The sequence below is a fragment of the Mucilaginibacter ginsenosidivorax genome (assembly GCF_007971525.1).
Classification (GTDB): domain Bacteria; phylum Bacteroidota; class Bacteroidia; order Sphingobacteriales; family Sphingobacteriaceae; genus Mucilaginibacter; species Mucilaginibacter ginsenosidivorax.
Map to the genome: position 1 here is coordinate 1162948 of NZ_CP042437.1, position 26133 is coordinate 1189080.

A 26133-nucleotide genomic window follows, 5' to 3' on the forward strand; every position below is an offset into this window, starting at 1 on the left:
TACCATGGAGCAATTTAGGAGTTTTGACCAGCTACGCACCAACCAGCTTATCATCATTAGGAATGGCTTTTTCAGGCCATCCTTTGAATTGAGCGACGGTCAGTTTAGCTATGGCAAACTAAGCTACGGCAACATCTGGAAAACCACGATGATATTGGAGTCGGCACAAAAAACGTGGGTGATAAAACGCAAAGCCTTTTTCAGCCGCACTTTATTGATAAAGGATACCTATGATATTGAACTGGGGGAAGTAACGCCGGAAATATTAACACGCAAGGTGAAACTGAGCATGAATAATGGTTTTGATGCCATATATGCATACAAGAAGCTTTTTACACGCACCTTTAGCCTAACAAGCGATCAATATGGCGACATTTTAAGTGTAAAAACGGCTATGTGGGGTTTCAAAAAACCATTTGAGGTATCGGTAGACCTGGATAAGCTGAAAACCATTCCAGATATGCCATTGCTGGTGCTATTGGGGGTAAACTTAATTTTAATAAAACAAGCGCAGGCCGCTGCCGCGGCAGGGAGTTGATATGGCTGAAAAAAAGGCATTTGTGTTACGCATTAATCCTGATGTATTAAAGGAACTGGAAGCCTGGGCTGCCGAAGAATTCAGAAGCACCAACGGGCAAATAGAATACCTGATGCAGCAGGCGCTGCTTGCGCGTAAAAAAGGAGCGAAGAAGAAAAAAGAGTAATGGAATTTCAAAAAATAAAAGATCGTAAGACTTTATATTTAATCAGACAGGATTTGTTTAATGGCGAATATGTTTTAACAGATCACCAGAATAATTTTGGCAAATTGACATACGACGGCCTGGCGCGTGAAACAGCAGAAATAGGTTCATATTATGGTGACTGGAAATTAGGTTATGATTTTGAGCCATTCGGTAACGCTCAAATAATAATTTATGATAACACCGATTTGTTTTTGGGGGAAATAATTGTTGGTTATAACTACCTGCATCAACCACCCTCGTTGGCTATGGCAGATGGATTTACTGGCATTTTTTCGAAAACTGATTTATTGTCGAACACTTACCAATGGAAATCAAATATTTCAGGCAGTTTGATTCACATTAAAAACGCCCTGTTTTCCATGACGAACACCATTACTGTTATTGATGATGATATTACCGAAGAGAAAATTACCTTACTTAGTTTTCTTGCGCAGCATCTTTTGATTCTTAAAGGCAGAAGAAAGCAGAGTTCTTACTAAACTATTACTATGCCAGGGAGATTGCTTTTAAACTTTTTCAGCAACAAACGTTTGACCTTTACAAAATAATACCCTTTTAAGCTGCCTCGTAGAGGCTACCTGTTTGTAGAAAACGGATAGTTCAACCTTTTTTGCTCCCTGGGAGCTACCTTTCTTTGGGATCAACTTCTAAAGCGATTGGCAATCACCTAAAGGGTAATACAGTACTTCGGTGCTGATATTAAGAAGCATGCCCGATGGGCTCGTGTCCAATCCGGCGGATGCCATGTACACGCCCGCTATGCTTAACCTTCCAAATATCATATGTCTTTTGCATGTCAAGCCAAAATTCAGCTGCGACACCAAAGGCATCTTCCAGGCGCACCGCCATCTCTGCCGAGATTCCTGCGCCCTCATTAACAACTTCAGACAGTTGCTTACGACTTATATGCAAATTTTCAGCAGCTTTTGTAATCGACAACTTCATTTCCTTTAAAATATCCTCCCTTAAAATTGCACCGGGATGGACAGGTGGCATCATACTTTCCATTTTGTTTCCTTTTAATGGTAATCCGAATAATTAATATCAAAAACACTACCCTCTTCAAATCTAAAATAAATCCGGTAGTTACCGGTAACCCAAACAGACCAAAACCCTTTTAGGTCACCACTCAAAGAATGTAGCTTATAACCGGGAATCATCCGCAGTGGATCTAAAGTCTTGGCTGTATTTAATATTGAAAGTATACGCCTGATTTTTTCAACCTGTTCACTTGGAAGTTTTGAAGCATCATTCTTTTCCCAAAGTAGCCTTAAACCTTTATGTGCAATGCTTTCAATCATCACTCAAATATACACTGTAACCTTAAAGGTTACAAACTAAGCATAAAATAATTTCAGCCGGCATTAAAACCCCCTTCGCTACTATTTATTATGCATGCATAGCTTTTTACTCTCATCAAAATAACTAAATTTGCCCTACCAATTTTAATGAGGGACACATGAGAGAAGTAGTAATAGTAGCCGCCACCCGTACGCCTATTGGTAGTTTCGGTGGCAGCTTAGCCGCTATAGGCGCCACACAACTTGGGGCGCTGGTAATCAAATCGGCAGTTGAAAAGGCCGGGTTAAAGCCAGATCAGGTTCAGGAAGTTTATATGGGGAATGTAATGTCGGCCAATTTGGGGCAGGCACCGGCTACCCAGGCAGCTATATTTGCCGGCCTACCCTATTTACCCGCCACTACAATCAATAAAGTTTGCGCTTCGGGCATGAAAGCTATTATGCTTGCTGCACAAAGCATAGCCCTTGGGCAAAACGACATTGCGGTTGCCGGGGGTATGGAGAGCATGAGCAACGTACCCTATTATTTAGATAAAGCCCGCAACGGCTATCGCTTAGGCAACGGGCAAATTATTGATGGCCTGGTAAAAGATGGCCTTTGGGATGTATATAACGATTACCACATGGGCTCGGCAGCCGAGCTTTGCGCCGTTGATTGTAACATCAGCCGTGAAGACCAGGATGCATTTGCCATTGAATCATACAACCGTGCACAAAAAGCCCAGGCAGCGGGCAGGTTCAAGGATGAAATAAGCCCTGTTGAACTAAAAGATAAAAAAGGCGATGTTACCCTGTTTGCCGATGACGAGGAACCTAAAGCCGTTAAGTTTGACAAAATCCCTTCATTAAAACCCGTATTTAAAAAAGATGGCACGGTAACCGCGGCCAATGCATCAACCTTAAATGATGGTGCTGCAGCTTTAGTATTAATGAGCCGCGAAAAGGCTGATGAGCTGGGCATTAAACCGCTTGCCCGTATTGTATCCTATGCCGATGCGCAGCAGGCGCCCGAGTGGTTTACTACCGCCCCGTCAAAAGCCATCCCATTAGCATTACACAAAGCCAGTTTGTCATCAGATGAAATCGACTTTTTCGAGATAAACGAGGCGTTTTCTGTTGTAGCTATCGCCAATAACCAATTGTTAAAGCTCGATCCTGCAAAAGTTAACGTAAATGGCGGTGCCGTTTCATTAGGCCACCCACTGGGCGCATCGGGTGCACGAATCATTGTTACCTTAATTAACGTATTACAACAAAACCAGGGCAAATTTGGTGCGGCCGGAATTTGTAACGGCGGCGGCGGCGCCAGCGCAATGGTTATCGAAAATTTACGTTAGTAGGTTGAGTAGCAGGTAAAAAAATTTCGCGAAATACCGAATGAGAATAATTAATAGGACAAAAGGACTGTTATGATGAGTGGTGAAATTTTGCGAAATTCCGAAGGGGGAATGACGTTTATCGCATGACAGCGAGTCGACTCACCCCGACGAGGCTACGCCCGTCTGCCCCTCTCTCCGACTGCGTCGCATAGAGGGGCTAAAAGAAAAAAAACGAGCTTAACCCTCTTTGCGGCGCAGTCGGAGAGAGGGTCGGCCAGCGCAGCGTAGCCGGGGTGAGTCGTGGCCAGCGTTTATGTGGCAGCTGTAAATCTCAACATATCATGGGTAGGTACAAAGGATGAACTTCCCGATACCTGTAACAACACATTTATCAATATATAGTTATATTAGTACAAAAATCATATTAACACCGTGATCAAAAAGCTTCTCTTATTTCTCCCCGCGCTTTTATTGAGTATCCATACCTATGCGCAGCACTCTGACGAGAACGCGCATATTAAACAGTTAAAACTTTACGAAGACACCCTAAAAACTTTAGGTAAAACATTTATTAACGACGAAACCGACCTGGTACGCAAAAACGCCAACTATAAGTTTATTAAAACGATGGTTAGCGCATTAAAAGTACCCAACTCGTTCCTGTATCATTTTGATTCTGTAAAAACCGTCAGTATTATCAATTCGCCCGATAACCGCTTCCGTATTTTTACCTGGCCTATCATGAACGAGGATGGCAGCTACCGTTTTTACGGCACCATACAAATGAATACCGGCGGCTTTTTAAAAATGTACCCTTTGGAAGATTACTCGCCTTTTTTAAAAAACGCCGAAGATTCAGTTGTAAATAACCGCAAGTGGCTGGGCGCGCAGTATTATAAAATAGTGCCTGTTTATGGCGCCAAAACCTACTACATTTTGTTAGGCTGGAAGGGTAACACGGTAAAATCGACCAAGAAAGTAATTGATGTACTTTCGTTTAATGATGCAGGGCCGGTATTTGGCATGCCGGTATTTGATGGCAACGGTAAAACACGTCACCGCGTGGTATTTGAATATGCCCGCCAGGCCTCCATGCTGCTAAGATACGAGCCCGAGCAAAACCTCATTGTGTTTGACCACCTTGCACCACCCGATGCCAAAGAGAAAAACAAGCCCGAAACCTTTGGGCCCGACCTTACTTATGATGGCTATAAATTAAAGAATGGTCGCTGGGTATACGTTGAACAGTTGGATATGCGCAACGTGCCCGATAACTCAAGTAATGCCATCGATCCGCAGTATGTCGACCCCAAAAAACAGGCAGCACGCGATAAAAAGCTTGTTCCAACATCACATTAATTTTAGAATTATAGCCACGTTACCAACTAATAATCAAAACAATCCACAGATAGCTTGTAACACTTTCGGTATAAAATTTTGATTTAAAAGATTTATACTACTTTAGCAAAACTTTAAGTTGACAAATAAATGCAGGAAAAAACAGCAGCACAATCACGATCGATAGGTAAAATTCCAAGGGCAGTACCATTCATTATAGGCAATGAATTTGCAGAGCGTTTCAGTTTTTACGGAATGCGGAGTATCCTGGCTGTTTTTTTAGTTCACCAGTTTTTCAGCCATGAAAATTCGGTTGAAGCCAATGCCCACTCCAATAGTATCAACCATATGTTTTCTACCCTGGTTTATGCTACACCCCTGCTTGGAGCCATCCTTGCCGACTGGTTTTTTGGCAAATACCGCGTTATCCTCATCGGGTCGCTTATTTATACCATCGGGCACTTCCTTTTATCAATGTTTGATACCAACCTGGCCGGCTTCCAAACCGGCTTAATTATTATAGCATTTTCTGCAGGCGCCATCAAATCGTGCGTATCGGCCAACGTTGGCGATCAGTTTGACCATAGCAATCAACACCTCATGAGCACCATTTACAGCTGGTTTTACTTCAGCATCAATGCAGGCTCGATGGTAAGCTTATTCCTGATCCCTTTAATTTACGATAAATTTGGCGCCGCCTGGGCATTTGGCGTACCGGGTATATTAATGGCATTGGCCACTTTAATATTTTTCTCGGGCAGCAAAAGCTATGTAAAGCTTCCGGCCAAGGGCATTAACAAAGATAATTTTGTATCAGTAAGCTTTTACACGTTAATGTGTAAGCTAAGCCCAAAAGCACCGGGAACAGCCTGGGAACAAGCCGAAGCCAAATACGGGTATGATAAAGTTGATGGCATTAAAGCTGTTTGGCGCATTATGGCTGTATTTGCTTTTATCCCGGTTTTTTGGTCGTTATGGGATATGAATAGTGCCGAGTGGGTACTGCAATCTACCCAGCTCGATTTAAACCTGGGTATTTTTGGCTGGAAAATTCTGCCATCTCAAATACAAACAGTAAACGCAGTTTTCCTGTTGGCAATGATACCGCTCTTCAATTTCTTTTTGTATCCGTTAGCAACAAAACTGGGCTTAAAGCTAACCCCGCTTCGTAAAATAGGCTTTGGTTTATTGGTTACCGCGGGTAGCTTTTTAATCATCGCCTTACTACAGGAAAAGGTTGATAAAGGCTTGCATCCTTCTGTTTGGTGGCAAATTTTTGCTTATGCCATATTATCAGCAGGCGAAGTATTGGTTTCATTAGTAGGGCTGGAATACGCATATACCCAATCGCCAGTATCAATGAAGAGCACCATGACCGCTATCTGGTATTTTACTTACTCGGTAGGCTCGTTCTTCAATACCATTGTTAATAACAGTATTGCAAACCATGGCTATTTTGCCCGCTTTACAGGTGCATCTTTCTTTTGGTTATTCACAGGCATCTGCCTTGGCTTTTTTGTAGTGTTTCTTTTTGTAAGCCCGAGATTAAGGGAGAAAGCTTACCTGGTAGATGATGTATTAGCCAAAGGATTGGATATTCATGACGATAAAGTAACTCCAATTCATCCTGATAACCCAATTGTATAATAAAATCCGTTGTTTTGTGTTTTATTTCATCAAACATCAGAAATAGCGCGTGCCAGATAGTATTATAATTATACCAACTTATAACGAGAAGGAGAATATTGAGCGGATGATCCGTAAAATATTTTACCTCCCGCATGATTTTCATTTGCTCATCATCGATGACGGATCGCCGGACGGCACCAACGTCATCGTTAAAAATTTAATGAACGTATACCCCGAGCAGCTTTTTATAGTAGAGCGGGCGGGGAAACAGGGCTTAGGCACTGCGTACATTCATGGTTTTAAATGGGCTATTGCGCGCCATTACGACTATATTTTTGAAATGGATGCCGATTTCTCGCACAACCCGGATGATTTGCTAAAACTGCGGCAAGCCTGTATTGATGGGGCCGATGCAGCTATCGGTTCGCGCTATAGTACAGGGGTAAACGTGGTAAACTGGCCCATGAGCCGGGTACTCATGAGTTATTTTGCATCGGTATACGTGCGTTTTATTACCGGGATAGATGTTGCCGATTCGACAGCCGGATTCATGTGCTACAAACGCAAGGTACTGGAAACCATCGAGCTTGATAAGATAAAATTCGTGGGCTACGCCTTCCAGATCGAAATGAAATACACCACGGTTAAACATGGCTTTAAACTGGTAGAAGTACCCATTATATTCATCAACCGCACCCTTGGCACATCCAAAATGTCGTCGGGCATATTTGGCGAAGCTATTTTTGGCGTAATAAAAATGAAACTCAACAGCATTTTCAGGAAATACCCGGAGGGATGATCTTGAGGTGAAAGGTGAAAGGTGAAAGGTGAAAGGTGAAAGGTGATCAACCAAGGCAAAACCCAATGCTTCGTTTTTAAGTTTTACCTTATTAAAGGGAGTTGCCCGCCTTTGGGCTTTATCTTTCAGCTATAAAAGAAACCTTTGACTTTTCGCCTTTTGCCCTTCACCTAAAAATTCTTTCAGCTATAAAAGAAACCTTTGACCTTTCTCCTTTAGCCTTTCACCTAAAAAATCTTTCGCTTTCATCTAAAAAAAGCTAATTTCGTTGGTAATGAACGAGCACCTTGATCCGGCACCGGAACGCCTCAGCAATACCGAGCGTGATATCGAAAAAGTTTTACGTCCGCAGCAGTTTGAGGATTTTACCGGTCAGCATAAAATATTAGCCAACTTAAAAATATTTGTACAGGCGGCCCGCCAACGCGGCGAGGCGCTTGATCACGTACTGCTGCACGGCCCTCCGGGGCTGGGCAAAACCACGCTATCGCATATCATCGCCAATGAAATGAGTGTAGGCATCAAGATAACATCAGGCCCGGTACTGGATAAACCCGGCGACCTGGCAGGCCTGCTTACCAACCTGGAAACAGGCGATATTCTTTTTATTGACGAGATACACCGTTTAAGCCCCCTGGTTGAAGAGTATTTATACTCTGCAATGGAGGACTTTAAAATAGACATTATGCTGGAGAGCGGCCCCAACGCCCGCTCGGTGCAAATATCACTTAACCCATTCACCCTGGTTGGTGCTACCACCCGCTCGGGCCTGCTTACCGCGCCTTTACGGGCCAGGTTTGGCATTAATGCCCGGCTGGAGTATTATGACGCCAAACTGCTTACCACCATTGTGCTGCGCTCATCATCTATCCTTAAAACACCTATTACCGATGAGGGGGCTTATGAAATTGCCCGCCGCAGCCGTGGTACGCCCCGTATAGCCAATGCGCTATTACGCCGCACCCGCGATTTTGCCCAGATAAAAGGCGACGGCAACATTGATACCGCCATAGCCAAATATGCCCTAAACGCCCTTAATGTTGATGAGCATGGCCTGGATGAAATGGATAACAAAATATTGAGCACCATTATTGATAAATTTAAAGGCGGCCCCGTTGGGTTAAAAACCATAGCGACTGCCGTTGGCGAAGATGAGGGTACCATTGAAGAGGTTTACGAGCCATTTTTAATACAGGAGGGATTTTTAATGCGCACAGCCCGCGGCCGCGAGTGCACCGAGAGTGCATATAAACATTTGGGTAAAATAAAACTTGGGGGCAACCCATCGTTATTTTAATTTCAGATGCTCACCTTCGTGGTTTAAATGGAGGTGAAGTTAAAGTCTCCCCTTCCGGGGGAGATTTTGAGGGGCTTTTTATTAAGTTTGTGAACAATTATCTACCTATACTACTATGAAAACAATGTTCAACCATGGGGTTAAATTCTTTTTCACCATGCTTTTTGTTAGTTGCGCAGCTATAACCATGGCGCAAACAACCATCCCTGCGCCTACCACCCCGATGGTGCCCAATAAGCCCGAAGCCTTGCCTGCAGATACAGCAAAAAAGCTGGGAAAGGATACCGCTTTAACAAAAAAGGATACCATCCCGGTGAAAAAAATACCCACCGGGCCAAAAGTAGGCATAGCCGGCCTAAACCACGACCATATACACCTGATACTAAACGAATACCGCAACGGCAACGTTAATATTGTTGGCATTGCCGAACCCGATAAAAAACTGTGGGCCAAATATGGCAAAATGTACGGCGTACCCGATTCCTTGTTTTTTGAAGATTTAAAAACCATGTGCCTGGCCCGCAAACCTGTAATTGTTTTAGGTTACAATGCGGTTGGCAAACATATAGATGTGGTAGAAACCTGCGCGCCGCTGCACATTTCGGTAATGGTTGAGAAACCTTTGGCCGCCACGCTTGAACAAGCCCGGCGCATGGAGTTCCTGGCGCTTAAATATTATATCAGCCTGCTTACCAATTATGAAACTACCTGGTACCCATCGGTACAAAGCGCTTATAATACCGTTAAAACAGATAGCGTAGGCATCATCCGCAAAATGGTTTTTCACGATGGCCACCAGGGCCCGCGCGAGATTGGTTGCAGCGAAGATTTTTTGAGCTGGCTAACAGATCCCATACTTAACGGCGCGGGCGCGCTAAATGATTTTGGCTGCTATGGCGCCAATATGATGACCTGGCTAATGCAGGGGCAGCGGCCAATAGCGGTTACAGCGGTGGCCCGGCATTACAAACCATCGGTATACCCCAAGGTTGAAGACGATGCCACCATTATTGTTGAGTACCCCAACGCCACCGGCATGATAGAAGCATCATGGAACTGGCCATACGGCATCAAAGACATGGAGATATTTGGCGCCAAGGGTTATATCCACACCTTTGATAAAGACAGCGTTGAAGTAAGAGTTAACAACAGCGTGCACAGCTTTAAGGCACCGGCTTTACCCGCGCCGGCCGATGCACCAGTACCCTATTTTACGGCAGCGCTTAAAAACCCCATTAAATCGCATAACGACCGGTCGTCATTAAGATATAATATGATAGTGATGCAGATTTTGGATGCAGCCAAAAGGTCGATAAAAGAAGGTAAACGGATAGTGCTTTAAAATAGAGTCAAGAAGTTATTTAAAATAGAGTCAAGAAGTTAGAATCAGGAGGTAAGACAAAATGTTTTATCGCGAATTGTATAATTAAACATTTTCAATTATTTTACTGGTTGGTTTAATTTACCCCTCAGAAATAAAGATGGAGCGGTGGCGAACCGGGTAGTTTTAAAAATAAAGGCATCGGTTTTTTCAGGTTGCTTTACCCGAGTTTTTGCGCAAAAATTTTCGTTTTAATTTTGTGTAAATAAATGCACTATTTGTATTAATAAATAACGCATTTGTTGCTAAAAAGTTGGAATTTATTACTTGTTTTTACGTATTTATGCATGAATAAAAGGCGGTTTTGAAATACAACAGGAAGCGTGTAACTTTGTACAGTTTACTACAAATAGAAACGATTTCCATGCTATTTCAGACATCGAATTTGAGGAACCTGCCTTAATTTATTAAAAAAAACAACTGTCAATTTTGCCCCTTATCCTACACCTTGCATATCCACAAAAAATGAAACGTTCGGTATTATTATTTTTAGCTGCATTAGCATTATTGGGATGCGGCAGCAAAAAGAAAAAAGTAGCGGCAACTGTTTATCCAACCATCAGCTACCTTAATATTAAGCTGGATGCTGTCGGCCACCTGCCGAGTAACCCATACATACTTACCTTCGACAACGCGGAAAAGCACATTGTTTTTTGTGGAGTAAACCATGTAGATAAAAATAAAATAAACGACCCGATGTACGCAGGAATTGAAAAAGCATTTTTTGCATTCAAGCCCGATGTATGCGTGAACGAGGGCGGCGATGTTTCAAAGAAGGTTTTCGCGTCAAAACAGGCTGCGTTAAGGAAAGATGGCGAAATAGGCCTGGTAAAAATACTGGCCGACAGCCTGAAAATTAAAACCGTTAACGGCGATATGACTGATAGCCTGGAATTTAAAGAGTTACTCAAAAAATATACCCCGGGCGAATTTTTAGCCTACATTGTTACCGAGCGATTTATGTGGGGATTAAATGAGCAACAAGCTAATGACACGGTCAATCTAAAAAAAAGCTATGCCGGATTTATCCAAAATTACATCATGAAAACCGGGGCTGTAAAGCTTACCCCACAGCAGCAAACACTTGCTTTTTATAAAACAAACTATCAGAAACTATTAAAAAGGCCTTTTATTTTTAACGAACTGGAGCCAACCAATCCTTTTGATCCCAAAGGGAAGTTCCAGGAAATTGGCAGGGCTTCTAAAGAGATCAGGGACCAGAGCTTATTGGCCACTATCGATTCGTTATTAAAAACACACAACAAAGTATTTGTTGTTTTTGGCGGATGGCATTTGTTAACCTGCGAACCCGGCTTAAAACAAATCATTAGCAGGGCCAAATAATAAACAGGCAATCTGTAAAGGCTTTCTATCAATGATAAATTGACGGATAGTTTTTAGCCCAAAGTCTTAAATTCTAAGCCAAAATTCAACTTTAGACTTACGACGTAGTGTTGTTGACTTAACGCTACAGGTAAAACACTTCGTTATCCGTTTCTAAAAACCCCAGATCGGGCGTGTGGTCAAATATTCCGAATACAGAAGCCCCGCTCCCACTCATGCTGGCATAAATTGCACCGGCCTCATAAAGGGCCGCTTTAACGCCGCGAATCTCGATATGATTTTTAAAAATGGAAGTTTCAAAATCATTTTTGATATGCTTTTTCCATTCGGTTATAGGTTCGGTAATAAGTTCCAGCAGGGAATCTTTAACCGGGGTTGGTTTTATACCGCTGAAGGCCTCAGAAGTAGAAATATGAATATCGGGCATTACCAGTACAATTTTGTAAGCTGATAAGTCGAGTTTTATGGTTTCAAATTCATCGCCCCGCTCAAACGCGAACACGGGTTTATTTTCAATAAAAAAAGCACAATCGGCACCCAGGCGGCGGGCATAGCCGGTCATTTCATCTACCGAAATGCAAAGGTTAAATTGCTCGTTCATCAGCCTGATAAAAAAAGCAGCATCGGCCGATCCTCCACCCAACCCCGCTCCTATCGGAATGTTTTTATGCAGATGTATGCTTACGGGCGGTATGTCAAAATCTTTTTTAAGCATGTGGTAACCTTTTACGCAAAGGTTATCCTCGGCCCTGCCGGGAATATCAAGCCCCGACGAAGTAAAAGTAAGCTCATCACTCTCAACCACTTCCAGCGCATCTTTAATGTTAACGGGATAAAAAATGGTTTCCAGGTTATGATAACCATCCGGGCGGCGTTCTGTAATATTCAGGCCTATGTTAATTTTTGCGTTGGGAAAAAGGATCATGCGTTTTGTTGAGTGGTTGATTGGGTTGATTAAGTTGATTAAGTTGATTAAGTTGATTAAGTTGATTAAGTTGGCAAGACAATTAACCCCTGTCTCGTTTTGTAGTTTTCAAAGTTTTTTTCACCCCAATTCTAACCTAATCAACCACTCACCCAATCAACTTAATTAACCATCCGCAGCAAAGTTATCATCTTCCGATTGATTAGGAATCATTAACAAACTTGTATTTTTGCACATATTTAGGATAGTTAACACAGATTATTTTTCTTTGTAGTTGGTTCATTGGTTTACTGGTTCATTAGTTCATTGGTTGCATATCGTTTAATTGCATGGTCGTCTCTAAAAATTGGCCAGGCAAAAGCAATATCCCAGCGAATATTAAACCAACAGACAAGACCAATGAACTAATGAACCACTGAACTAATGAACTAAAAAATGAAACAGTATCTCGATTTGATGAAACATGTATTGGAAACCGGCGCGCAAAAGCACGACAGGACGGGTACCGGTACAGTAAGTGTGTTTGGCTACCAGATGCGTTTCAACCTTAAAGATGGTTTCCCGATGGTGACCACCAAAAAGCTGCACTTAAAATCAATTATCCATGAATTAATCTGGTTTTTAAGTGGTGATAGCAATATTCGTTACCTGAAAGAAAATGGCGTACGCATTTGGGACGAGTGGGCCGATGCCGACGGAAACCTTGGCCCCGTATATGGTGTGCAATGGCGCAGCTGGCCTACGCCTGATGGCGGCCATATTGACCAGATAGCCCAGGTAGTAAACCAGATTAAAAACAACCCCGATTCGCGCCGCATGATCGTGTCTGCCTGGAACGTGGCAGAAGTAAACCAGATGGCGTTACCACCTTGCCATAGCCTGTTCCAGTTTTACGTGGAGCCCGCTAATCCCTTGAAGGGAGAATCAAAGGGCAAGTTGTCGTGCCAGTTGTATCAACGAAGCGCCGATATATTTTTGGGTGTGCCCTTCAACATCGCATCATACGCCCTGCTCACCATGATGATGGCACAGGTTTGCGACCTGGATTATGGCGATTTCATCCATACGCTGGGCGATGCCCACCTATATAACAATCACCTGGAACAGGTTAACCTCCAATTAAGCCGCGAGCCAAGGCCGCTGCCAACCATGAAGATAAACCCGGAGGTGAAGGATATTTTCGGCTTTAAGTTTGAAGATTTTACTTTGGAGAATTATGACCCGCATCCGCATATTAAGGGTGTGGTGGCTGTATAATAGTCATTATGTCATTTGCTGCGCGTCATTGGTCATTGGTCATTGGTCATTGGTCATTGGTGAGAATTTTTTAGGTGTGGGATTGTTAGGATAGATTGGGAAATTAAAAATTTGTAGATTTGACTATGACTGCGGTTCAGATAAAAGAAGAAATACAAAAAGCATTGAATGATATGCCCGAAACGGCATTGGCAGATGTTTTGAATTTTGTAAAACAATTTCAAACACATCCGTTTGATCAATCAACCCTCGATAATAATTTAAAAAAGATCATGAGCGAGGATAAAGGTTTATTGGAGCGCTTAGCCAAATGATCTCTATACAATCTGTTTTATATATTCATTCCCAATTAATTAAAAATTTTGGAGGTGGCGAAGGTGTGAGAGATCAGGGTGGCCTGGAAGCCGCCATCGCCCGGCCATATGCTACTTTTGACGGCATTGACTTGTACCCCGAACCCATTGACAAAGCTGCCGCCATTTTCGAGAGCCTAATTATTAACCATCCTTTTATCGACGGCAATAAAAGAACTGCCTACACCCTATTGAGACTAATGTTATTAGGTTTTGGTTGGGACATCGAAGCATCGGAGGACGAAAAATACGACATGACAATTGCCGCAAGTACCGGAAAGTTAAAGTTCGACGAGATAAAATTGTGGCTTTCAGAAAAAACCATCACAAAAAACAAATGATCGTAAGTATAATAGTAGCGATAGCCAAAAACCACGCTATCGGCAAAGACAATAAATTACTTTGGTACCTGCCCAATGACTTAAAGCATTTTAAAGATGTTACCAGCGGGCATACGGTTATCATGGGACGCAAAACATTTGATTCAGTAGGTAAACCATTGCCAAGGCGCAGGAATATTGTGATTACCCGCCAGGATATCAGCATTGAAGGTTGCGAAGTTGTAAAATCAATTGAAGCGGCATTGGTACTTTGCGCCGCTGAGGATGAAATATTTATTGTAGGTGGTGCCGAAATTTACAGGCAGGCCATCCCGCTCACGAACCGCATATATCTCACCATAATTGACCAGGAATTTGAAGGTGACACCTTTTTCCCTGAGTTAAACACAGGGGATTGGCAAGAAACGCAAAGGGAAAATTTTGAGCCCGATGACAAAAACAAGTATAGCTATTCGTTTATCACACTGGAGCGTCGCTAACATTTTTTGTCATCAATTTGTTTTAATTTAAAATTTTCTGCTTGCGAAATTTTATTAGATTTGCCGTCTTAATAAAAAATAGCTTATAAACTAATTAATTACATATTACAAATTCGATGCAAGGTAAAGGGGTTATTAAATTTTTCGCCATTCTGTTGGCAGTTGTGTGTATCTACCAGCTGTCTTTTACATGGGTGGCCCAAAAAGTTGAGAGTGATGCCAAGGCATACGCAAAGGGGAATGCTGAAAAAGAGAAGGCTTACCTGGACTCAATGTCTACACAACCGGTATATCCGATATTCAAACACACTTACGCTTTCGTATTGCAAAGGGAACTTGCATTAGGTTTGGACCTTAAAGGTGGTATGAACGTTACTATGCAGATACAGCTTGATGAGCTGGTACGCAAAATTGCGAACGACAACCCCGATGCAACATTCAACCAGGCTTTGGCAAACGCCGATAAACTGCAGGCTAACGCTAAAACCAGCCAGAAAGATTATATCGCGCTGTTTGTAAGCGAGTATGAGAAATTGAATCCGGATGGCAAGCTGGCCGCTATCTTTTCAACAAAAGATAACCAGGATCACTTAAAGTTCAACGCCACCAACAGCGAAGTTGAAGCTTATCTGCGAGATTTGGCCAGCACCGCTGTAAAACAATCGTTCACGGTTTTAAATACCCGTATCAACCAGTTTGGCGTAACCCAGCCTAACATTCAGTTAGAGGCCAGTTCAAACCGCATCCTGATTGAGCTGCCTGGTGTTAAAGAACCAGACCGCGTTCGTAAACTGTTATCAGGAACTGCAAAGCTGGAGTTTTATCAAACATTTGATAACAGCGAAGCCTACCAGACCATTATAGCTATTGACAACCTGCTTGGTGCAAAAAACAAAACCATTGCTAAAACTGATACTACCAAGACAACTGCAACCGCGGCCGCTAAAACCGATACCGCTAAAAAAGCAGGATCGTTGTTAAGCAAGGTGCAAAAAAGTGCCGAAAAAGACACTTCGGCAAGCGCTTTGGCAGGCAAATCGCAATTGGCTGCGCAACATCCGTTATTGTCTGTAATGTCGTTAAACCTATATCCAGGTCAAAACGGTCAGCAGCAATTAGGTTCAGGTCCTGTTGTTGGTTATGCTTTGTTAAAAGATACCGCCAAGGTTAATAGCTACCTGCATAGCAAACTTGCACAATCGGCTATCCCACGCAATATGAAATTCCTTTGGGATGTAAAACCCATGAAGGATGCCAAACAAAAAGCATTTGCTTTATACGCCATTAAGTTAAGCGGCGCCGAAAACGGCCCGGTACTTTCTGGTTCTGTAATTACCGATGCAAGGGCCGATGTTAACCAAAAAGGCAGCCCTGAGGTTGTAATGATCATGAACTCGGAAGGTGCCCAAAAATGGCGTGCCGTTACTGCCGAGGCTGCTGCTGCAACCAACAAGCGCGCTATTGCCATTGTGTTGGATGATAACGTATACTCTGCCCCAAATGTTCAAAACGAAATTTCGGGTGGTGTATCATCAATTGAAGGAAGCTTTACACAAGAAGATACACGGGATTTGGCCAACGTGTTAAAAGCTGGTCGTTTACCTGCTCCTGCGCACATCGTATCTGAGGACGTTGTAGGTCCGTCGTTAGGTAAACAAGCTATAGCCGCCAGTTTGCTATCATGCGTACTGGGATTGGTAGTAGTACTTGTTTTCATGATTGCGTACTATAACCGTGCAGGTACTGTTGCGGTGGTTGCGGTTATTATCAACATATTTTTCCTGATGGGTGTATTAACCAGCTTAGGTGCTGTGTTAACCGTACCGGGTGTAGCGGGTATAGTACTTACCTTAGGTATAGCGGTAGATGCCAACGTGTTGGTGTATGAGCGGGTACGTGAAGAGCTTGCTTTGGGTAAATCATTAAAAATAGCTGTAGCCGATGGTTTCAAACACGCGCTGCCATCTATTCTCGATTCACAGATCAGTACGTTCCTTACCGGTTTAATCCTGTTCATCTTCGGTTCGGGCCCTATCCAGGGTTTTGCAACTACCTTAATGATCGGTATTATCACCTCATTATTCTGTTCGCTGTTAATCTCAAGGGTTATATTTGAGTGGATGCTTGAAAAAGGTTGGGATATTAAATTCAGCAACCCATGGAGTTCACATACCTTCAAAAATGCTAACTACGCGTTTGTTAAAAACCGTTTCAAGTTTTACATTTTCTCGGGTACGTTTATCATTGCCGGTATTATTTCGATATTTGTGCGTGGCTTTAGCTACGGTGTTGATTTTGAGGGTGGCCGTAACTTTATAATTACGTTCCCTAACAAAAACATAACAACAGAGCAAATTCACAGTGTTGTTGACCCATCTTTGTTAGGCCGCGGTACCGAGGTTAAAACTGTAAATGCCGATAAAATCAGCATCACTACAAATTACCTTATCCAGCAAAACACCCCTGCGGTTGATGTACAGGTAAGAAAAACGTTAATTGAAGCGCTGGCAACCAAACCAGAAACTAAAATAAGTGATAGCGATATCCAGGGCCAATCGAAGGTAAGCGCTACCATAGCCGAAGAATTAAAAACATCGGCTGTTTATACGGTATTAATCGCCATATTGGTAATCTCGGCATACATCTTTATCCGTTTCCGTAAATGGCAATTTAGCTTGGGTGCGATGGTTGCAACCGCGCATGATGCCTTGCTGGTATTGTCCTTTTTCTCGTTATTCAACGGCATATTACCATTCTCGCTGGATATCGACCAGGCGTTCATCGCCGCTATCTTAACGGTAATTGGTTACTCTATTAACGATACCGTGGTGGTGTTCGATAGGATCCGCGAGTTTCTTGATCATAAATCAAAAGATGAACAAACGGAAGATGTTATTAACCGCGCTATCAACAGTACATTAAGCCGTACCATTATTACCGCGTTAACAGTAATCTTCGTACTGATTGTGTTATTCATATTTGGTGGCGATGTTATCAAAGGCTTCTCGTTCGCATTATTAATCGGGGTTATTTTCGGAACATACTCGTCTATCTGCGTGGCAACACCGGTGATAGTTGACTTTGGAAAAAAAGACCTAAAATAAAATAATCTGATATTATTTAAAAGGCTCCAAAGAACATTTGGGGCCTTTTTTTTAGCCCAACCTCAACCAAAAATGACCGACGGATGGGGTTGCAGATTGGTTACAATGAAGTATAATTGCATCATAAAACAATAACAAGCATTGCCATCGGCATGGGTATTGTGCTGTTGGCTATGAAATAGACAGACGCCCCTTTGCGTCTGCCAAAACAGACAGAAGTGTAAAACTTGCACTTTAAAACAGGAACACAAATAACCCTTCACATGAACACATCAGATAGTTCAAAATTCCCTTTAGTAGTAATAGTTGGTGGTGGCTTTGGCGGCTTGCAGGTAGCAAAAAAACTGGCCGATAAGCCTGTTGATGTACTGATGCTTGATAAGCATAATTACCACACCTTTCAACCTTTGTTGTACCAGGTGGCCATGGGAGGCCTCGAATCCGAATCGATCGCGTTCTCCCTGCGTAAAAATTTTTCGGGTCAAAAAAATTTCCGCTTCAGAATAGCCGAGGTATTAAAGGTTGACGCCGCTAATAATACCATTGATACCACCATTGGCCCAATAGCTTATGATTACCTGGTAATTGCCACCGGATCAACCACCAACTTTTTTGGCAATCACGATATCGAAAAGTTTTCGATGCCGATGAAGTCAATCCCGGAGGCATTAAACTTACGATACTCTGTACTCCAGAACATTGAAGAAGCCCTGCTTAAAACATCTAAAGATGAGCGCGAAGCACTGCTCACGTTTGTGCTGGTAGGTGCCGGCCCAACAGGCGTTGAGCTTTCGGGCTCATTAGCCGAATTGCGCAATCACGTGCTGACCAAAGATTATCCCGAACTTAAAAAAGAGGACATGAAGGTTTACCTGGTAGATTTTTTACCAAAGGTACTGGGGCCTTTCTCTGACCAGGCATCAAACGCCGCCAAAGATTTCCTTACAAAAATGGGTGTGGAAGTATTGTTAGGTGTTAAGGTAGAAAGCTATGATGGAAAAGAAATAAAATTTGAGGGTGGCAAAACCATCCGCACCAAAAACGTGATATGGAGCGCCGGCGTTATGGGCGTAGTACCCGAAGGTATTGAAAAAGGCAATATTGAACGCGGTAACAGGATAAAGGTTGATAACATTTGCCGCATGGTGGGTACCGAAAACATCTTCGCCATTGGCGATGTGGCAGCGATGATAACTGACGAAACACCTAAAGGACACCCGGGCGTAGCTCAGGTAGCAATACAAATGGGCGCGCACGTAGGTAAAACGATTATGCAACTAATTAACCACGAGCCTACCACTCCGTTTAAATATTTCGACAAAGGATCGTTAGCTACCATTGGCCGCAACAAAGCCGTCGCCGATTTAGGTAAGATTAGGTTCCAGGGATTTTTTGCGTGGCTGGTATGGATGTTTGTACACTTAATATCGCTTTTAGGTGGCCGCAACAAAGTAATTGTTTTCATCAACTGGGTATCCAGCTATATCAACTACAATGGCGGCACCCGGCTCATTATCCGCAAGTTTGAACGTGAAGGACTAACCGAGGACGAGCATTTACCGAAGACGGTGGATTGAGGTGTTATCTGAGGTCGGTGGACTGAGATCAGTGGCCGGAAGTTGAAGATTAGCATTTGAAGTATTTAATCCTTCTATTTAAGTACCATATCTCACACCTCCCAAAACAGACAACATCGTGGATCTTTGTTATTTTTAATTTAATATTTAACCTTGTATTTAAGTATCAGACCTCACACCTCCCAAAACAGACAACAGATGCCTATAAAAATAACCGAGTGCCCCCGCGATGCCATGCAGGGCATTGTGCATTTTATTCCTACGGATATAAAGGCCGCTTATATCAACCTGCTTTTGCAGGTGGGTTTTGATACGATTGACTTCGGGAGTTTTGTATCGGCCAAGGCTATTCCACAATTACAGGATACGGCAGAGGTATTGAGTAAATTAGATTTAAGCAATACACAGTCAAAACTATTGGCCATTATTGCCAATTACCGTGGCGCCGAAGAAGCCGTGAAGCATCCCGAAATAACCTACCTGGGGTATCCGTTTTCAATTTCCGAAACATTTCAGCTGCGCAATACCAATACTACCCTATCCCAGGCTTTTGAGAATGTAAAACGGATGCAGGAATTAGCGATTGCCAATAACAAAAAACTACTCGTTTACTTATCAATGGGCTTTGGTAATCCGTATGGCGATGAATGGAACACCGGCGTTATTCATGACTGGACAGGCAAACTGGTAAAACAAGGAATTGATAACATAGCCCTTGCCGATACTATCGGCATTTCGGAGCCGGACCAGATCAGCAGCATATATCCAGAACTCTGCCTGGCATTTCCAAAAACCGAATTCGGTATCCACCTGCACAGCACACCTGATACCTGGCAACCCAAAATAGAAGCTGCTTACCAAAGCGGCTGCAAAAGATTTGATACAGCCATTAAAGGCTACGGCGGATGCCCCATGGCCGCAGATGACCTTACAGGCAACATCGCCACCGAAAACCTAATTGTATACCTCGAAAGTCAAAAAGAGCCCACTGGGCTTTATATGGACAAATTCCGGGAAGCGATGGAATATTCGGGGAGGGTATTTTTGTAGAATTATTTTTTCTGTTTCCCGTCATTGCGAGGTACGAAGCAATCCTCGACATGCTAAGTCCCACATAGTTCGGGATTGCTTCGTACCTCAATGACGGTTGGGTCAAACGATAGTCTTCGCAGCTTTCGCCACCTTTGCCTTCACCGTTTTATCAAAATTCTCCATTACCAACACTGCGGCGCCAACAAGTTCGGCATCAAAACCCAATTCAGAAACTAACAATTCGGTACCTGCAGATAAACGCGGGATACAGTATTTGTGCAGGGCCTGTTGTATGGGCGCCATCAATATTTTGGCAACTTTTGCTCCACGGCCGCTCAACACAATAATAGCCGGGTTCATGATATGAATAAGGATGGCCAGCGCCTTGCCTATTTTGTAGCCGGCATCTGATAGTAATTCAATAGCAAACTGGTCGCCGTTGTTTGCGGCATCCAGCAGGGCATCACCCATAAGTTTGGAGTGATCGTTGGTATTGTGTTTTAAACTGGTTATACGGCCTTGCTGAATACCCTCTATGGCTTTACGGGCTACTACCAGCATTGATGCTTCAGCCTCCAGGCAACCCCTTTTACCACACTCGCACAGTGAACCATCTTCTGATAAGGGGATATGGCTTAGCTCACCGGCAAAACCGTTATGCCCGCGGAATAATTTCCCATTTACAATCATCCCTAAACCAATACCCCAGCCCAGGTTAATTACCATTACCTCGGTTTGCGCCTTGGCAATACCAAACTTTTGCTCGGCAAGGGCTATCAGGCTCGAATCGTTATCAATATAAGTGGTAATACCGGTATGTTCGGTGAGGTAAGCAGTAAGGCTGCCGTTGGCGTCAAGATAGGTATAATTAATGCCCTGGGTTACATTGATAAACCCTGGCATGCCGATACCGATACCGGCAATTTTACCCTTGGCTACACCCGATGTTTTGATGTAGCTATTAATCTGGTTAGTAAGTATAGTTAGCGCATTGGGGTTATTGAGCAATTTAAGCTCAAACGTAAGCATATCGGCCACTGGGCTGTTTTGCAAATCGAACAACTGAATGCGCGCGGTAAGCTGATCGAGCGCCACGGCCAGTATATACATGGCGTTGGCCTTAACAGAATACATAAGCGGGCGGCGGCCACCGCTTGAAGGGGCGTACCCGTGCTCAACCACGAAGCCTTCATGCATTAGTTCATTGATGGCCTTGGCTATTGACGGAATGCTTTTATCAAACAAGTCGCTCAGTCCCGCACATGACATCGCTTTATTAAAATAAAGCCTTTTGATAATCATATTTTTGAGCTGACTGCCCTTCACACCTTTATTTTCGGGTTCCATTCAACAATTAAGAATTAAAGTTTTTAAAAGGCTATGCCTAAGTAATTAAAGTTTATAAAATTATAAATAAAGTACAATATAACAACTGTATTTATTACGGTTTTTAACGGCCTTGTTAATTGGGTAAAAGTAATGAATTGATAATAAATAAATTAATCCATGTGATTTGCAGGGATTACCGGCTTAAATGTCCGGTAAACAATGGTGTCATCATTAAAACGTTTAAGTTGTATAAAAGTTCGCAGGTTTACATCGTATTCGATGTTGAGCTGTCTGTCAGATTTCCAAATCAACCTGATAGCTTTGGGATTAAGCCTGGCTTTACCATGATCGTCGTCAACAGTAAAAACATTGCCCACTTCCGCCTTATCCAAATCATCCCCTGCACCTTTGATTGATACCTGTAACGAATTACCAGATGTGGCATTGCCACCTTTCCAAAACAAGATGGCCTGCTTAGTTTTCGAAGGGTTAAATGATTTTTTGATAAATGTGGCCGGGCCCGATCCAAAAATCTGAAAACAACCTGATATGGTTACAACTACAATGGCCCCAAAAATGAATCGTATTTTTTCAAAATGTGGTTTAAAACGCATACCGAATTTATTGACTTATTAATTGATCAGATCGTGACCCTTATACCAGGCTTAAGGCAATACCCAAAAACGCCATCCGCTCCAGTAATCGTGGTATTGTTGCTCAAATCCAAGAAATTGGTTGGTTGGTGGTAAGTCATGATCTTCTGCATATGCGTTGTATTGCTCATCGCTATTAAAATCTTTTAACCGTTTGGTGTTAAGGTTGTAAACCATTACGCCGCTATCGATGGTGGCGCACAATTTATCGCCCCTCACCAGGTAATTTTTCACGGCTACCTGATTTTTTCCCTTCGGATAAAAACAGGGCAGTAAATCGCCTGCCTGCATAGTTTCGCCATATCCGAGCGGAATATTATATTCATCGCCCAGGCCGTGATTTCCATAATAGGTAAATGAAAACACAAACAGCGACGCATAAACAATCTTAAATAGCCGGTTAAATGTTCGTTTATCAAACACCGGCTCTATTCCCTTTGCAGTCAAAAATATTAAGTGCAATATGCCCAGCAAAACGCTGTAAATAAAACTCAGGATAGCTATTTTAAATAACTCGAAAATAAAGTGACCCATTGCTGCCATAACATTTGAATATTTACACAATAATATTAAAAGTACTTTTAATTACAAAGTAAATTACAAAATTTACTTTATTGAACTAATTGCCCATGAACTCTATTTATTTGCCAAAGTATTTTTTGTATTCCGCTTCCACATCCAGCATATCTACATTATGGGATTGTTTTTGGGGATTGAAGAAGTAAAGGTTTGATATAAAAGCAACAGTATCTAACTTAATCCTGTGAACTACGCCGTTGGCCTGTTTAAACTCAAGGTATTTATAGGCAGGATCAAGCTCTATAATTTTGACAGGTTGTTTTTTAAGAAAAGTTCTTGCCTCGGAAGTATAAAACACCTGGTCGTCGGCACCGGCATAAAACTCTTCGTCGGTTGATGCTTTGTGGCGTTTCTGAATTTCGGTTGTATCCAAAATTGTGAAAACGGCTGCGGTAGAATCAACTATGAAAACTTCGCGCGGGATTTTGCCGGTGCCGGACAACCTGGTGTTAATATATTCATGAGCAGCCAACACTTTTTTATGTTGATTTTTTGCAGGATTTTTCCGCGGTGAAGATGAACAAGCAGAAAGGGTTAGCAGGCAAATGGCTATAATTTTGGTAAAAGCCGGCATAGGTTTAGTAAAAGTTATATCAGGGCTTTCCGTCCCAAACAGTTTTCAATTTATTCTTTCTTTTTCCAAGGGCCGAAAAAACTTCAACGCCTTCAGGATTATCTAATTCAGCAGGATTTCCTATATCAGTTACAAAACAATCATCATAACTTTCAATCCGCCAGCGCACAAAACGGCCGTTGGGATTCAGGTAAGGTTCACAATAATTCTCTTGCTGCTTTTTTACTTTATCATAAGCATCGTTAAATGACCAGGCTTTTATCAAAACAAACCTTTTTTCGATGTCTTGTTTTTTTAAGCGCACTCCTTCTACTTCAATAACCCCCGTCATCTTAACACAGTAATATTGCTCTTTTGGCGGCTCCTCCGCTTTTATAAATATCGCGTGATCTACCGATGTTACCCAAATACTTGCAACAAAATCTACCTTTTTAAGCTTTTTCAGGTCATTAAATTTCACTTTTGCAGTTACCCCGGTAGGGCGTTTCTTTTTGCCCGTAATTTCATACGTGTCAAATAAATTTAGTGCTATAAGACGGGTTAAATCCTCACGATATATACTGTCAATTTTTTTAACCCGTTCTTTAGGTTTAAGGTCGGTGAGTTGCTTTACTTTAGGATAAACTAAATTGATTTTAACTATTGCAAAACGTTTTGTGTTTGAAACGGATTTGTCTAATTGCCAATATTCCAGGTCATAAATTTCTTTCATTTTAAAATTTCCTTCTGCATAAACATCCACCGCTGCCCTTCCAGATCGGCAGCGCGGTAACGGGTGCCGGGGTAGCCTTCTTCCAGTACTGATAATATGGTAGCCCCGTTGCTTTTAGCGTGTTCATAATGCAGGGTTACATCATCCACATAAACCAAAACCCCGTTGATAACATAGGGCACCTCATAAGCCTTGGCAGCTATAGTACAATTTTGCGCATGATGCTTTGGGCCTTGATAATCTGGCGTGGGTTCGGCCAGCATAACCAGGCTTTCGCCCATGGCTATTTCACCATGGCCCAAGCGGCCTTGCTCATCTGTCATGCGGGTTACCTCGGTAAAGCCAAAAACCTTGCAAAGCCATTCCATTGCCGCTATGCCATCCTCATAGGCCAGCATAGGTATAATTTGTTGGTTTGATGTGCCCATAATGTGCTGTTTAATGTTTAACAAATAATCTTGCAACGACAAAATACCCAATATCGCAAACTACAATGATAAGGTAAGCCCAAAGTAGTTCGCGTTTATATAATCGTAACTGTTTATGAAAAAAGACCAGCAATACGGCTGTTAACACCAATAAATGAAACACAATAAGGTAGTAACTTTCTATAAACAATGACCAGTAAGCAATTCCTTTTATATCTGCCTGCTCCTTGTTTTTTGTCAGGAAATGCGAATCATAGTGGTTACGCAAATAGATCCTTAAAAAAAACAGCACTACCCTATCTAAAATATAGGTGCCACTTATTAGCAATGATGTGATAATAACCAGCGCATCAAATTTTATCTTACGGAAGATGCTTATAGGCATACTTAGTCATTTACAACCGCCTTATCGGGCTTTGAATACCAATCGTGCTGTATATTAGTCATCAATAGGGCATTATCAAACACGATAGTTCCTTTTGGAAAAATAGCTTCGTCCTCAAAAAAGCTCGACGAAACCTGGCTTACTTCCAGGGCTTCTACCTTCCAGTTTTCTGTATGCAGCAACAAACCTTCATATTTATCGCCATTCGGCGAATAGCCTGTAGCCCCCGCCTTAAAAAAATCAGAAGCCGTATCTAAATCCTTAAAAACAGAATCCCTGTTAAAAGTACCGGTAATTTTAGCATCAATACTAATGGTAGTACCGTCCGAGCTTTCAAAAGCTACGTGATAATTGCCGCTATGCTCATTAACATCAAACCTGGCGTGGTAATGCCTGCCCGGAAATATCCTGCCGCCAACAATGGTGTTGAAACGGGATGAAGTATCCCTTCGGGGAATGTAAACACCTTCTTTAATTTCACCATCTTCCTGCCATTCAACAGCAATGCGATGTGCGCCGTTTTCGGAACCCATCCCAATAAAAGCCGGCATTCCTTTAGGCCTTACATCTTTTAGCCTGATAAGACAAATACCCACAATAGCTTTGCCATTAACAATTTTAGGGCTAAACGGAGCCGGAACTATTAGTTTGGCAATATCAGGATCAACGGCAAAGTTAACCAATATACGCCTGTCTATAATGCCGGTAATGGTAGGTATTTTCATGTGAGAGGTTATTAAAAACTATTCGGCAAAATCTTCCAGCACGCCGTTATACTCGTCCCAATCCGGGTCGGTATTAGCGGTAATACTGATAGGCAATTCCTCAAAACCTGCCAATGCGGCATTCAGGCGTTCGCCTGCAATATCAACATCGGTAGTATACCATGCCCACCATCGTTCGTTTTCGCCGGTAAATGAAAACGCCAGGATGGTTTGGTTATCCTCTTCCATAACATCCATAAGCGCTTCCTCAACCTGTTCCATCAAATCAAGGTCTGTTTCATGTGGCAGCAAAGTTTCATTGGGCGAATTATATGACCATATCACATCCATCCGTTGGTTGTAAAAACCGGTATCAATAAAATTTTGCATATAAGGCCTGAATTTCACAAAAACAGGCAATCCTCCGTCTGTCGAAAACTCGAGGGAGATCCATGAGTCGCCCAGGTATAATTCTTCAATCATATACCAATATTACAAAAAAGGTTTGCGATTATTAAACTTCGCAAACCTTTCATTTTATTTTTTT

General features: G+C 42.5%; 29 protein-coding genes. 17 read left to right on the forward strand and 12 right to left on the reverse strand.

Annotated features, from left to right (window positions below; translation table 11 throughout):
- The first annotated feature begins 4 nt into the window (after nt 1–4).
- Genes FSB76_RS04620 through FSB76_RS04630 form a run of 3 tightly spaced genes read left to right on the forward strand, consistent with a single transcriptional unit; the run spans nt 5 to nt 1225 of the window.
- Nucleotides 5–538 carry a hypothetical protein gene (locus tag FSB76_RS04620; RefSeq protein WP_147052408.1) on the forward strand — a complete coding sequence of 178 codons (534 nt, stop codon included), beginning with the start codon at nt 5–7 and terminating at the stop codon, nt 536–538.
- Between the two features lies 1 nt (nt 539).
- Nucleotides 540–704, forward strand: a complete 165-nt coding sequence (locus tag FSB76_RS04625) for a ribbon-helix-helix domain-containing protein (RefSeq protein ID WP_147052409.1) — start codon at nt 540–542, stop codon at nt 702–704.
- On the forward strand, nt 704–1225 hold the full coding sequence (locus tag FSB76_RS04630) for a hypothetical protein (RefSeq protein ID WP_147052410.1): 522 nt from the start codon (nt 704–706) through the stop codon (nt 1223–1225). The genes FSB76_RS04625 and FSB76_RS04630 overlap by 1 nt, the downstream gene beginning before the upstream one ends.
- A gap of 220 nt (nt 1226–1445) precedes the next feature.
- Here the strand turns inward: FSB76_RS04630 and FSB76_RS04635 are convergent, their stop codons facing one another.
- Both FSB76_RS04635 and FSB76_RS04640 read right to left on the reverse strand, forming a co-directional pair.
- Complete coding sequence (locus tag FSB76_RS04635; protein WP_147052411.1) at nt 1446–1754, reverse strand: HigA family addiction module antitoxin; 309 nt, start codon at nt 1752–1754, stop codon at nt 1446–1448.
- An 11-nt stretch (nt 1755–1765) separates the two neighbouring features.
- Entirely contained in the window at nt 1766–2047 is a 282-nt protein-coding gene (locus tag FSB76_RS04640; RefSeq protein WP_147052412.1) for a type II toxin-antitoxin system RelE/ParE family toxin, read from the reverse strand.
- Between the two features lie 158 nt (nt 2048–2205).
- On the opposite strand from FSB76_RS04640, the gene FSB76_RS04645 reads away from it, so the two are divergent.
- The 7 genes from FSB76_RS04645 to FSB76_RS04675 all read left to right on the forward strand — a co-directional run bounded on the left by FSB76_RS04645 (nt 2206) and on the right by FSB76_RS04675 (nt 11154).
- Nucleotides 2206–3384 (forward strand): acetyl-CoA C-acyltransferase, encoded by a 1179-nt coding sequence (locus FSB76_RS04645; RefSeq protein ID WP_147052413.1) that lies wholly within the window; start codon nt 2206–2208, stop codon nt 3382–3384.
- Nucleotides 3385–3798: 414 nt separating this feature from the next.
- Complete coding sequence (locus tag FSB76_RS04650; RefSeq protein WP_147052414.1) at nt 3799–4725, forward strand: hypothetical protein; 927 nt, start codon at nt 3799–3801, stop codon at nt 4723–4725.
- 129 nt (nt 4726–4854) lie between these two features.
- Nucleotides 4855–6351: a POT-type proton-dependent oligopeptide transporter gene (locus FSB76_RS04655; RefSeq protein ID WP_147052415.1), complete on the forward strand. Its 1497-nt coding sequence runs from the start codon at nt 4855–4857 to the stop codon at nt 6349–6351.
- Between the two features lie 49 nt (nt 6352–6400).
- The gene (locus FSB76_RS04660; protein ID WP_147052416.1) at nt 6401–7132 is read left to right on the forward strand and encodes a polyprenol monophosphomannose synthase; all 732 of its coding nucleotides are present in this window, start codon (nt 6401–6403) and stop codon (nt 7130–7132) included.
- Nucleotides 7133–7406: 274 nt separating this feature from the next.
- Nucleotides 7407–8429, forward strand: a complete 1023-nt coding sequence (gene ruvB / locus FSB76_RS04665; protein WP_147052417.1) for a Holliday junction branch migration DNA helicase RuvB — start codon at nt 7407–7409, stop codon at nt 8427–8429.
- Nucleotides 8430–8544: 115 nt separating this feature from the next.
- A complete protein-coding gene (locus FSB76_RS04670; protein WP_147052418.1) occupies nt 8545–9771 on the forward strand; it encodes a Gfo/Idh/MocA family protein in 1227 nt (408 codons plus the stop codon).
- A gap of 504 nt (nt 9772–10275) precedes the next feature.
- A complete protein-coding gene (locus tag FSB76_RS04675; protein WP_147052419.1) occupies nt 10276–11154 on the forward strand; it encodes a hypothetical protein in 879 nt (292 codons plus the stop codon).
- Between the two features lie 124 nt (nt 11155–11278).
- Here FSB76_RS04675 and ispE read toward each other — a convergent pair whose 3' ends face one another.
- Nucleotides 11279–12079 (reverse strand): 4-(cytidine 5'-diphospho)-2-C-methyl-D-erythritol kinase, encoded by an 801-nt coding sequence (ispE, locus tag FSB76_RS04680; RefSeq protein ID WP_147052420.1) that lies wholly within the window; start codon nt 12077–12079, stop codon nt 11279–11281.
- A gap of 435 nt (nt 12080–12514) precedes the next feature.
- Between ispE and FSB76_RS04685 the strand changes: the two genes are divergently transcribed.
- The 7 genes from FSB76_RS04685 (at nt 12515) to FSB76_RS04715 (ending at nt 20240) form a co-directional block, all read left to right on the forward strand.
- Complete coding sequence (locus FSB76_RS04685) at nt 12515–13336, forward strand: thymidylate synthase (protein WP_147052421.1); 822 nt, start codon at nt 12515–12517, stop codon at nt 13334–13336.
- A 125-nt stretch (nt 13337–13461) separates the two neighbouring features.
- On the forward strand, nt 13462–13650 hold the full coding sequence (locus FSB76_RS04690; RefSeq protein WP_147052422.1) for a hypothetical protein: 189 nt from the start codon (nt 13462–13464) through the stop codon (nt 13648–13650).
- The gene (locus tag FSB76_RS04695; protein ID WP_147052423.1) at nt 13647–14030 is read left to right on the forward strand and encodes a type II toxin-antitoxin system death-on-curing family toxin; all 384 of its coding nucleotides are present in this window, start codon (nt 13647–13649) and stop codon (nt 14028–14030) included. The genes FSB76_RS04690 and FSB76_RS04695 overlap by 4 nt, the downstream gene beginning before the upstream one ends.
- Nucleotides 14027–14509, forward strand: a complete 483-nt coding sequence (locus FSB76_RS04700; RefSeq protein WP_147052424.1) for a dihydrofolate reductase — start codon at nt 14027–14029, stop codon at nt 14507–14509. Before FSB76_RS04695 ends, FSB76_RS04700 begins: the two co-directional genes overlap by 4 nt.
- Before the next feature lie 116 nt (nt 14510–14625).
- Complete coding sequence (gene secDF, locus FSB76_RS04705; protein ID WP_147052425.1) at nt 14626–17613, forward strand: protein translocase subunit SecDF; 2988 nt, start codon at nt 14626–14628, stop codon at nt 17611–17613.
- Between the two features lie 263 nt (nt 17614–17876).
- A complete protein-coding gene (locus FSB76_RS04710; RefSeq protein ID WP_147052426.1) occupies nt 17877–19190 on the forward strand; it encodes an NAD(P)/FAD-dependent oxidoreductase in 1314 nt (437 codons plus the stop codon).
- 198 nt (nt 19191–19388) lie between these two features.
- The gene (locus tag FSB76_RS04715) at nt 19389–20240 is read left to right on the forward strand and encodes a hydroxymethylglutaryl-CoA lyase (RefSeq protein ID WP_147052427.1); all 852 of its coding nucleotides are present in this window, start codon (nt 19389–19391) and stop codon (nt 20238–20240) included.
- Between the two features lie 102 nt (nt 20241–20342).
- Here the strand turns inward: FSB76_RS04715 and FSB76_RS04720 are convergent, their stop codons facing one another.
- The 9 genes from FSB76_RS04720 to FSB76_RS04760 all read right to left on the reverse strand — a co-directional run bounded on the left by FSB76_RS04720 (nt 20343) and on the right by FSB76_RS04760 (nt 26069).
- Entirely contained in the window at nt 20343–21569 is a 1227-nt protein-coding gene (locus FSB76_RS04720; RefSeq protein WP_147052428.1) for an ROK family protein, read from the reverse strand.
- Nucleotides 21570–21721: 152 nt separating this feature from the next.
- On the reverse strand, nt 21722–22165 hold the full coding sequence (locus tag FSB76_RS04725) for a hypothetical protein (RefSeq protein WP_147052429.1): 444 nt from the start codon (nt 22163–22165) through the stop codon (nt 21722–21724).
- A 51-nt stretch (nt 22166–22216) separates the two neighbouring features.
- Nucleotides 22217–22747 carry a hypothetical protein gene (locus tag FSB76_RS04730; RefSeq protein ID WP_147052430.1) on the reverse strand — a complete coding sequence of 177 codons (531 nt, stop codon included), beginning with the start codon at nt 22745–22747 and terminating at the stop codon, nt 22217–22219.
- A 97-nt stretch (nt 22748–22844) separates the two neighbouring features.
- Nucleotides 22845–23357, reverse strand: a complete 513-nt coding sequence (locus tag FSB76_RS04735; RefSeq protein WP_147052431.1) for a hypothetical protein — start codon at nt 23355–23357, stop codon at nt 22845–22847.
- Between the two features lie 19 nt (nt 23358–23376).
- The gene (locus tag FSB76_RS04740) at nt 23377–24069 is read right to left on the reverse strand and encodes a DUF4288 domain-containing protein (RefSeq protein WP_147052432.1); all 693 of its coding nucleotides are present in this window, start codon (nt 24067–24069) and stop codon (nt 23377–23379) included.
- The gene (locus FSB76_RS04745) at nt 24066–24497 is read right to left on the reverse strand and encodes a VOC family protein (RefSeq protein ID WP_147052433.1); all 432 of its coding nucleotides are present in this window, start codon (nt 24495–24497) and stop codon (nt 24066–24068) included. The genes FSB76_RS04740 and FSB76_RS04745 overlap by 4 nt, the downstream gene beginning before the upstream one ends.
- A 10-nt stretch (nt 24498–24507) precedes the next feature.
- The gene (locus FSB76_RS04750; RefSeq protein WP_147052434.1) at nt 24508–24882 is read right to left on the reverse strand and encodes a hypothetical protein; all 375 of its coding nucleotides are present in this window, start codon (nt 24880–24882) and stop codon (nt 24508–24510) included.
- A gap of 2 nt (nt 24883–24884) precedes the next feature.
- Nucleotides 24885–25607 (reverse strand): DUF2071 domain-containing protein, encoded by a 723-nt coding sequence (locus tag FSB76_RS04755; RefSeq protein ID WP_147052435.1) that lies wholly within the window; start codon nt 25605–25607, stop codon nt 24885–24887.
- A gap of 18 nt (nt 25608–25625) precedes the next feature.
- On the reverse strand, nt 25626–26069 hold the full coding sequence (locus tag FSB76_RS04760) for a DUF695 domain-containing protein (protein ID WP_147052436.1): 444 nt from the start codon (nt 26067–26069) through the stop codon (nt 25626–25628).
- Nucleotides 26070–26133: the final 64 nt, after the last annotated feature.

Coding starts and splice junctions, on each gene's coding strand:
- FSB76_RS04635 (WP_147052411.1), bottom strand. CDS start 1,754: ATGGAAAGTATGATGCCACCTGTCCATCCCGGTGCAATTTTAAGGGAG.
- ispE (WP_147052420.1), bottom strand. CDS start 12,079: ATGATCCTTTTTCCCAACGCAAAAATTAACATAGGCCTGAATATTACA.
- FSB76_RS04625 (WP_147052409.1), top strand. CDS start 540: ATGGCTGAAAAAAAGGCATTTGTGTTACGCATTAATCCTGATGTATTA.
- FSB76_RS04685 (WP_147052421.1), top strand. CDS start 12,515: ATGAAACAGTATCTCGATTTGATGAAACATGTATTGGAAACCGGCGCG.
- FSB76_RS04760 (WP_147052436.1), bottom strand. CDS start 26,069: ATGATTGAAGAATTATACCTGGGCGACTCATGGATCTCCCTCGAGTTT.
- FSB76_RS04640 (WP_147052412.1), bottom strand. CDS start 2,047: ATGATTGAAAGCATTGCACATAAAGGTTTAAGGCTACTTTGGGAAAAG.
- FSB76_RS04730 (WP_147052430.1), bottom strand. CDS start 22,747: ATGGCAGCAATGGGTCACTTTATTTTCGAGTTATTTAAAATAGCTATC.
- FSB76_RS04630 (WP_147052410.1), top strand. CDS start 704: ATGGAATTTCAAAAAATAAAAGATCGTAAGACTTTATATTTAATCAGA.
- ruvB (WP_147052417.1), top strand. CDS start 7,407: ATGAACGAGCACCTTGATCCGGCACCGGAACGCCTCAGCAATACCGAG.
- FSB76_RS04700 (WP_147052424.1), top strand. CDS start 14,027: ATGATCGTAAGTATAATAGTAGCGATAGCCAAAAACCACGCTATCGGC.
- FSB76_RS04715 (WP_147052427.1), top strand. CDS start 19,389: ATGCCTATAAAAATAACCGAGTGCCCCCGCGATGCCATGCAGGGCATT.
- FSB76_RS04720 (WP_147052428.1), bottom strand. CDS start 21,569: ATGGAACCCGAAAATAAAGGTGTGAAGGGCAGTCAGCTCAAAAATATG.
- FSB76_RS04690 (WP_147052422.1), top strand. CDS start 13,462: ATGACTGCGGTTCAGATAAAAGAAGAAATACAAAAAGCATTGAATGAT.
- FSB76_RS04745 (WP_147052433.1), bottom strand. CDS start 24,497: ATGGGCACATCAAACCAACAAATTATACCTATGCTGGCCTATGAGGAT.
- FSB76_RS04655 (WP_147052415.1), top strand. CDS start 4,855: ATGCAGGAAAAAACAGCAGCACAATCACGATCGATAGGTAAAATTCCA.
- FSB76_RS04740 (WP_147052432.1), bottom strand. CDS start 24,069: ATGAAAGAAATTTATGACCTGGAATATTGGCAATTAGACAAATCCGTT.
- FSB76_RS04675 (WP_147052419.1), top strand. CDS start 10,276: ATGAAACGTTCGGTATTATTATTTTTAGCTGCATTAGCATTATTGGGA.
- FSB76_RS04710 (WP_147052426.1), top strand. CDS start 17,877: ATGAACACATCAGATAGTTCAAAATTCCCTTTAGTAGTAATAGTTGGT.
- FSB76_RS04750 (WP_147052434.1), bottom strand. CDS start 24,882: ATGCCTATAAGCATCTTCCGTAAGATAAAATTTGATGCGCTGGTTATT.
- FSB76_RS04645 (WP_147052413.1), top strand. CDS start 2,206: ATGAGAGAAGTAGTAATAGTAGCCGCCACCCGTACGCCTATTGGTAGT.
- FSB76_RS04695 (WP_147052423.1), top strand. CDS start 13,647: ATGATCTCTATACAATCTGTTTTATATATTCATTCCCAATTAATTAAA.
- FSB76_RS04755 (WP_147052435.1), bottom strand. CDS start 25,607: ATGAAAATACCTACCATTACCGGCATTATAGACAGGCGTATATTGGTT.
- FSB76_RS04735 (WP_147052431.1), bottom strand. CDS start 23,357: ATGCCGGCTTTTACCAAAATTATAGCCATTTGCCTGCTAACCCTTTCT.
- FSB76_RS04620 (WP_147052408.1), top strand. CDS start 5: ATGGAGCAATTTAGGAGTTTTGACCAGCTACGCACCAACCAGCTTATC.
- FSB76_RS04725 (WP_147052429.1), bottom strand. CDS start 22,165: ATGCGTTTTAAACCACATTTTGAAAAAATACGATTCATTTTTGGGGCC.
- FSB76_RS04670 (WP_147052418.1), top strand. CDS start 8,545: ATGAAAACAATGTTCAACCATGGGGTTAAATTCTTTTTCACCATGCTT.
- secDF (WP_147052425.1), top strand. CDS start 14,626: ATGCAAGGTAAAGGGGTTATTAAATTTTTCGCCATTCTGTTGGCAGTT.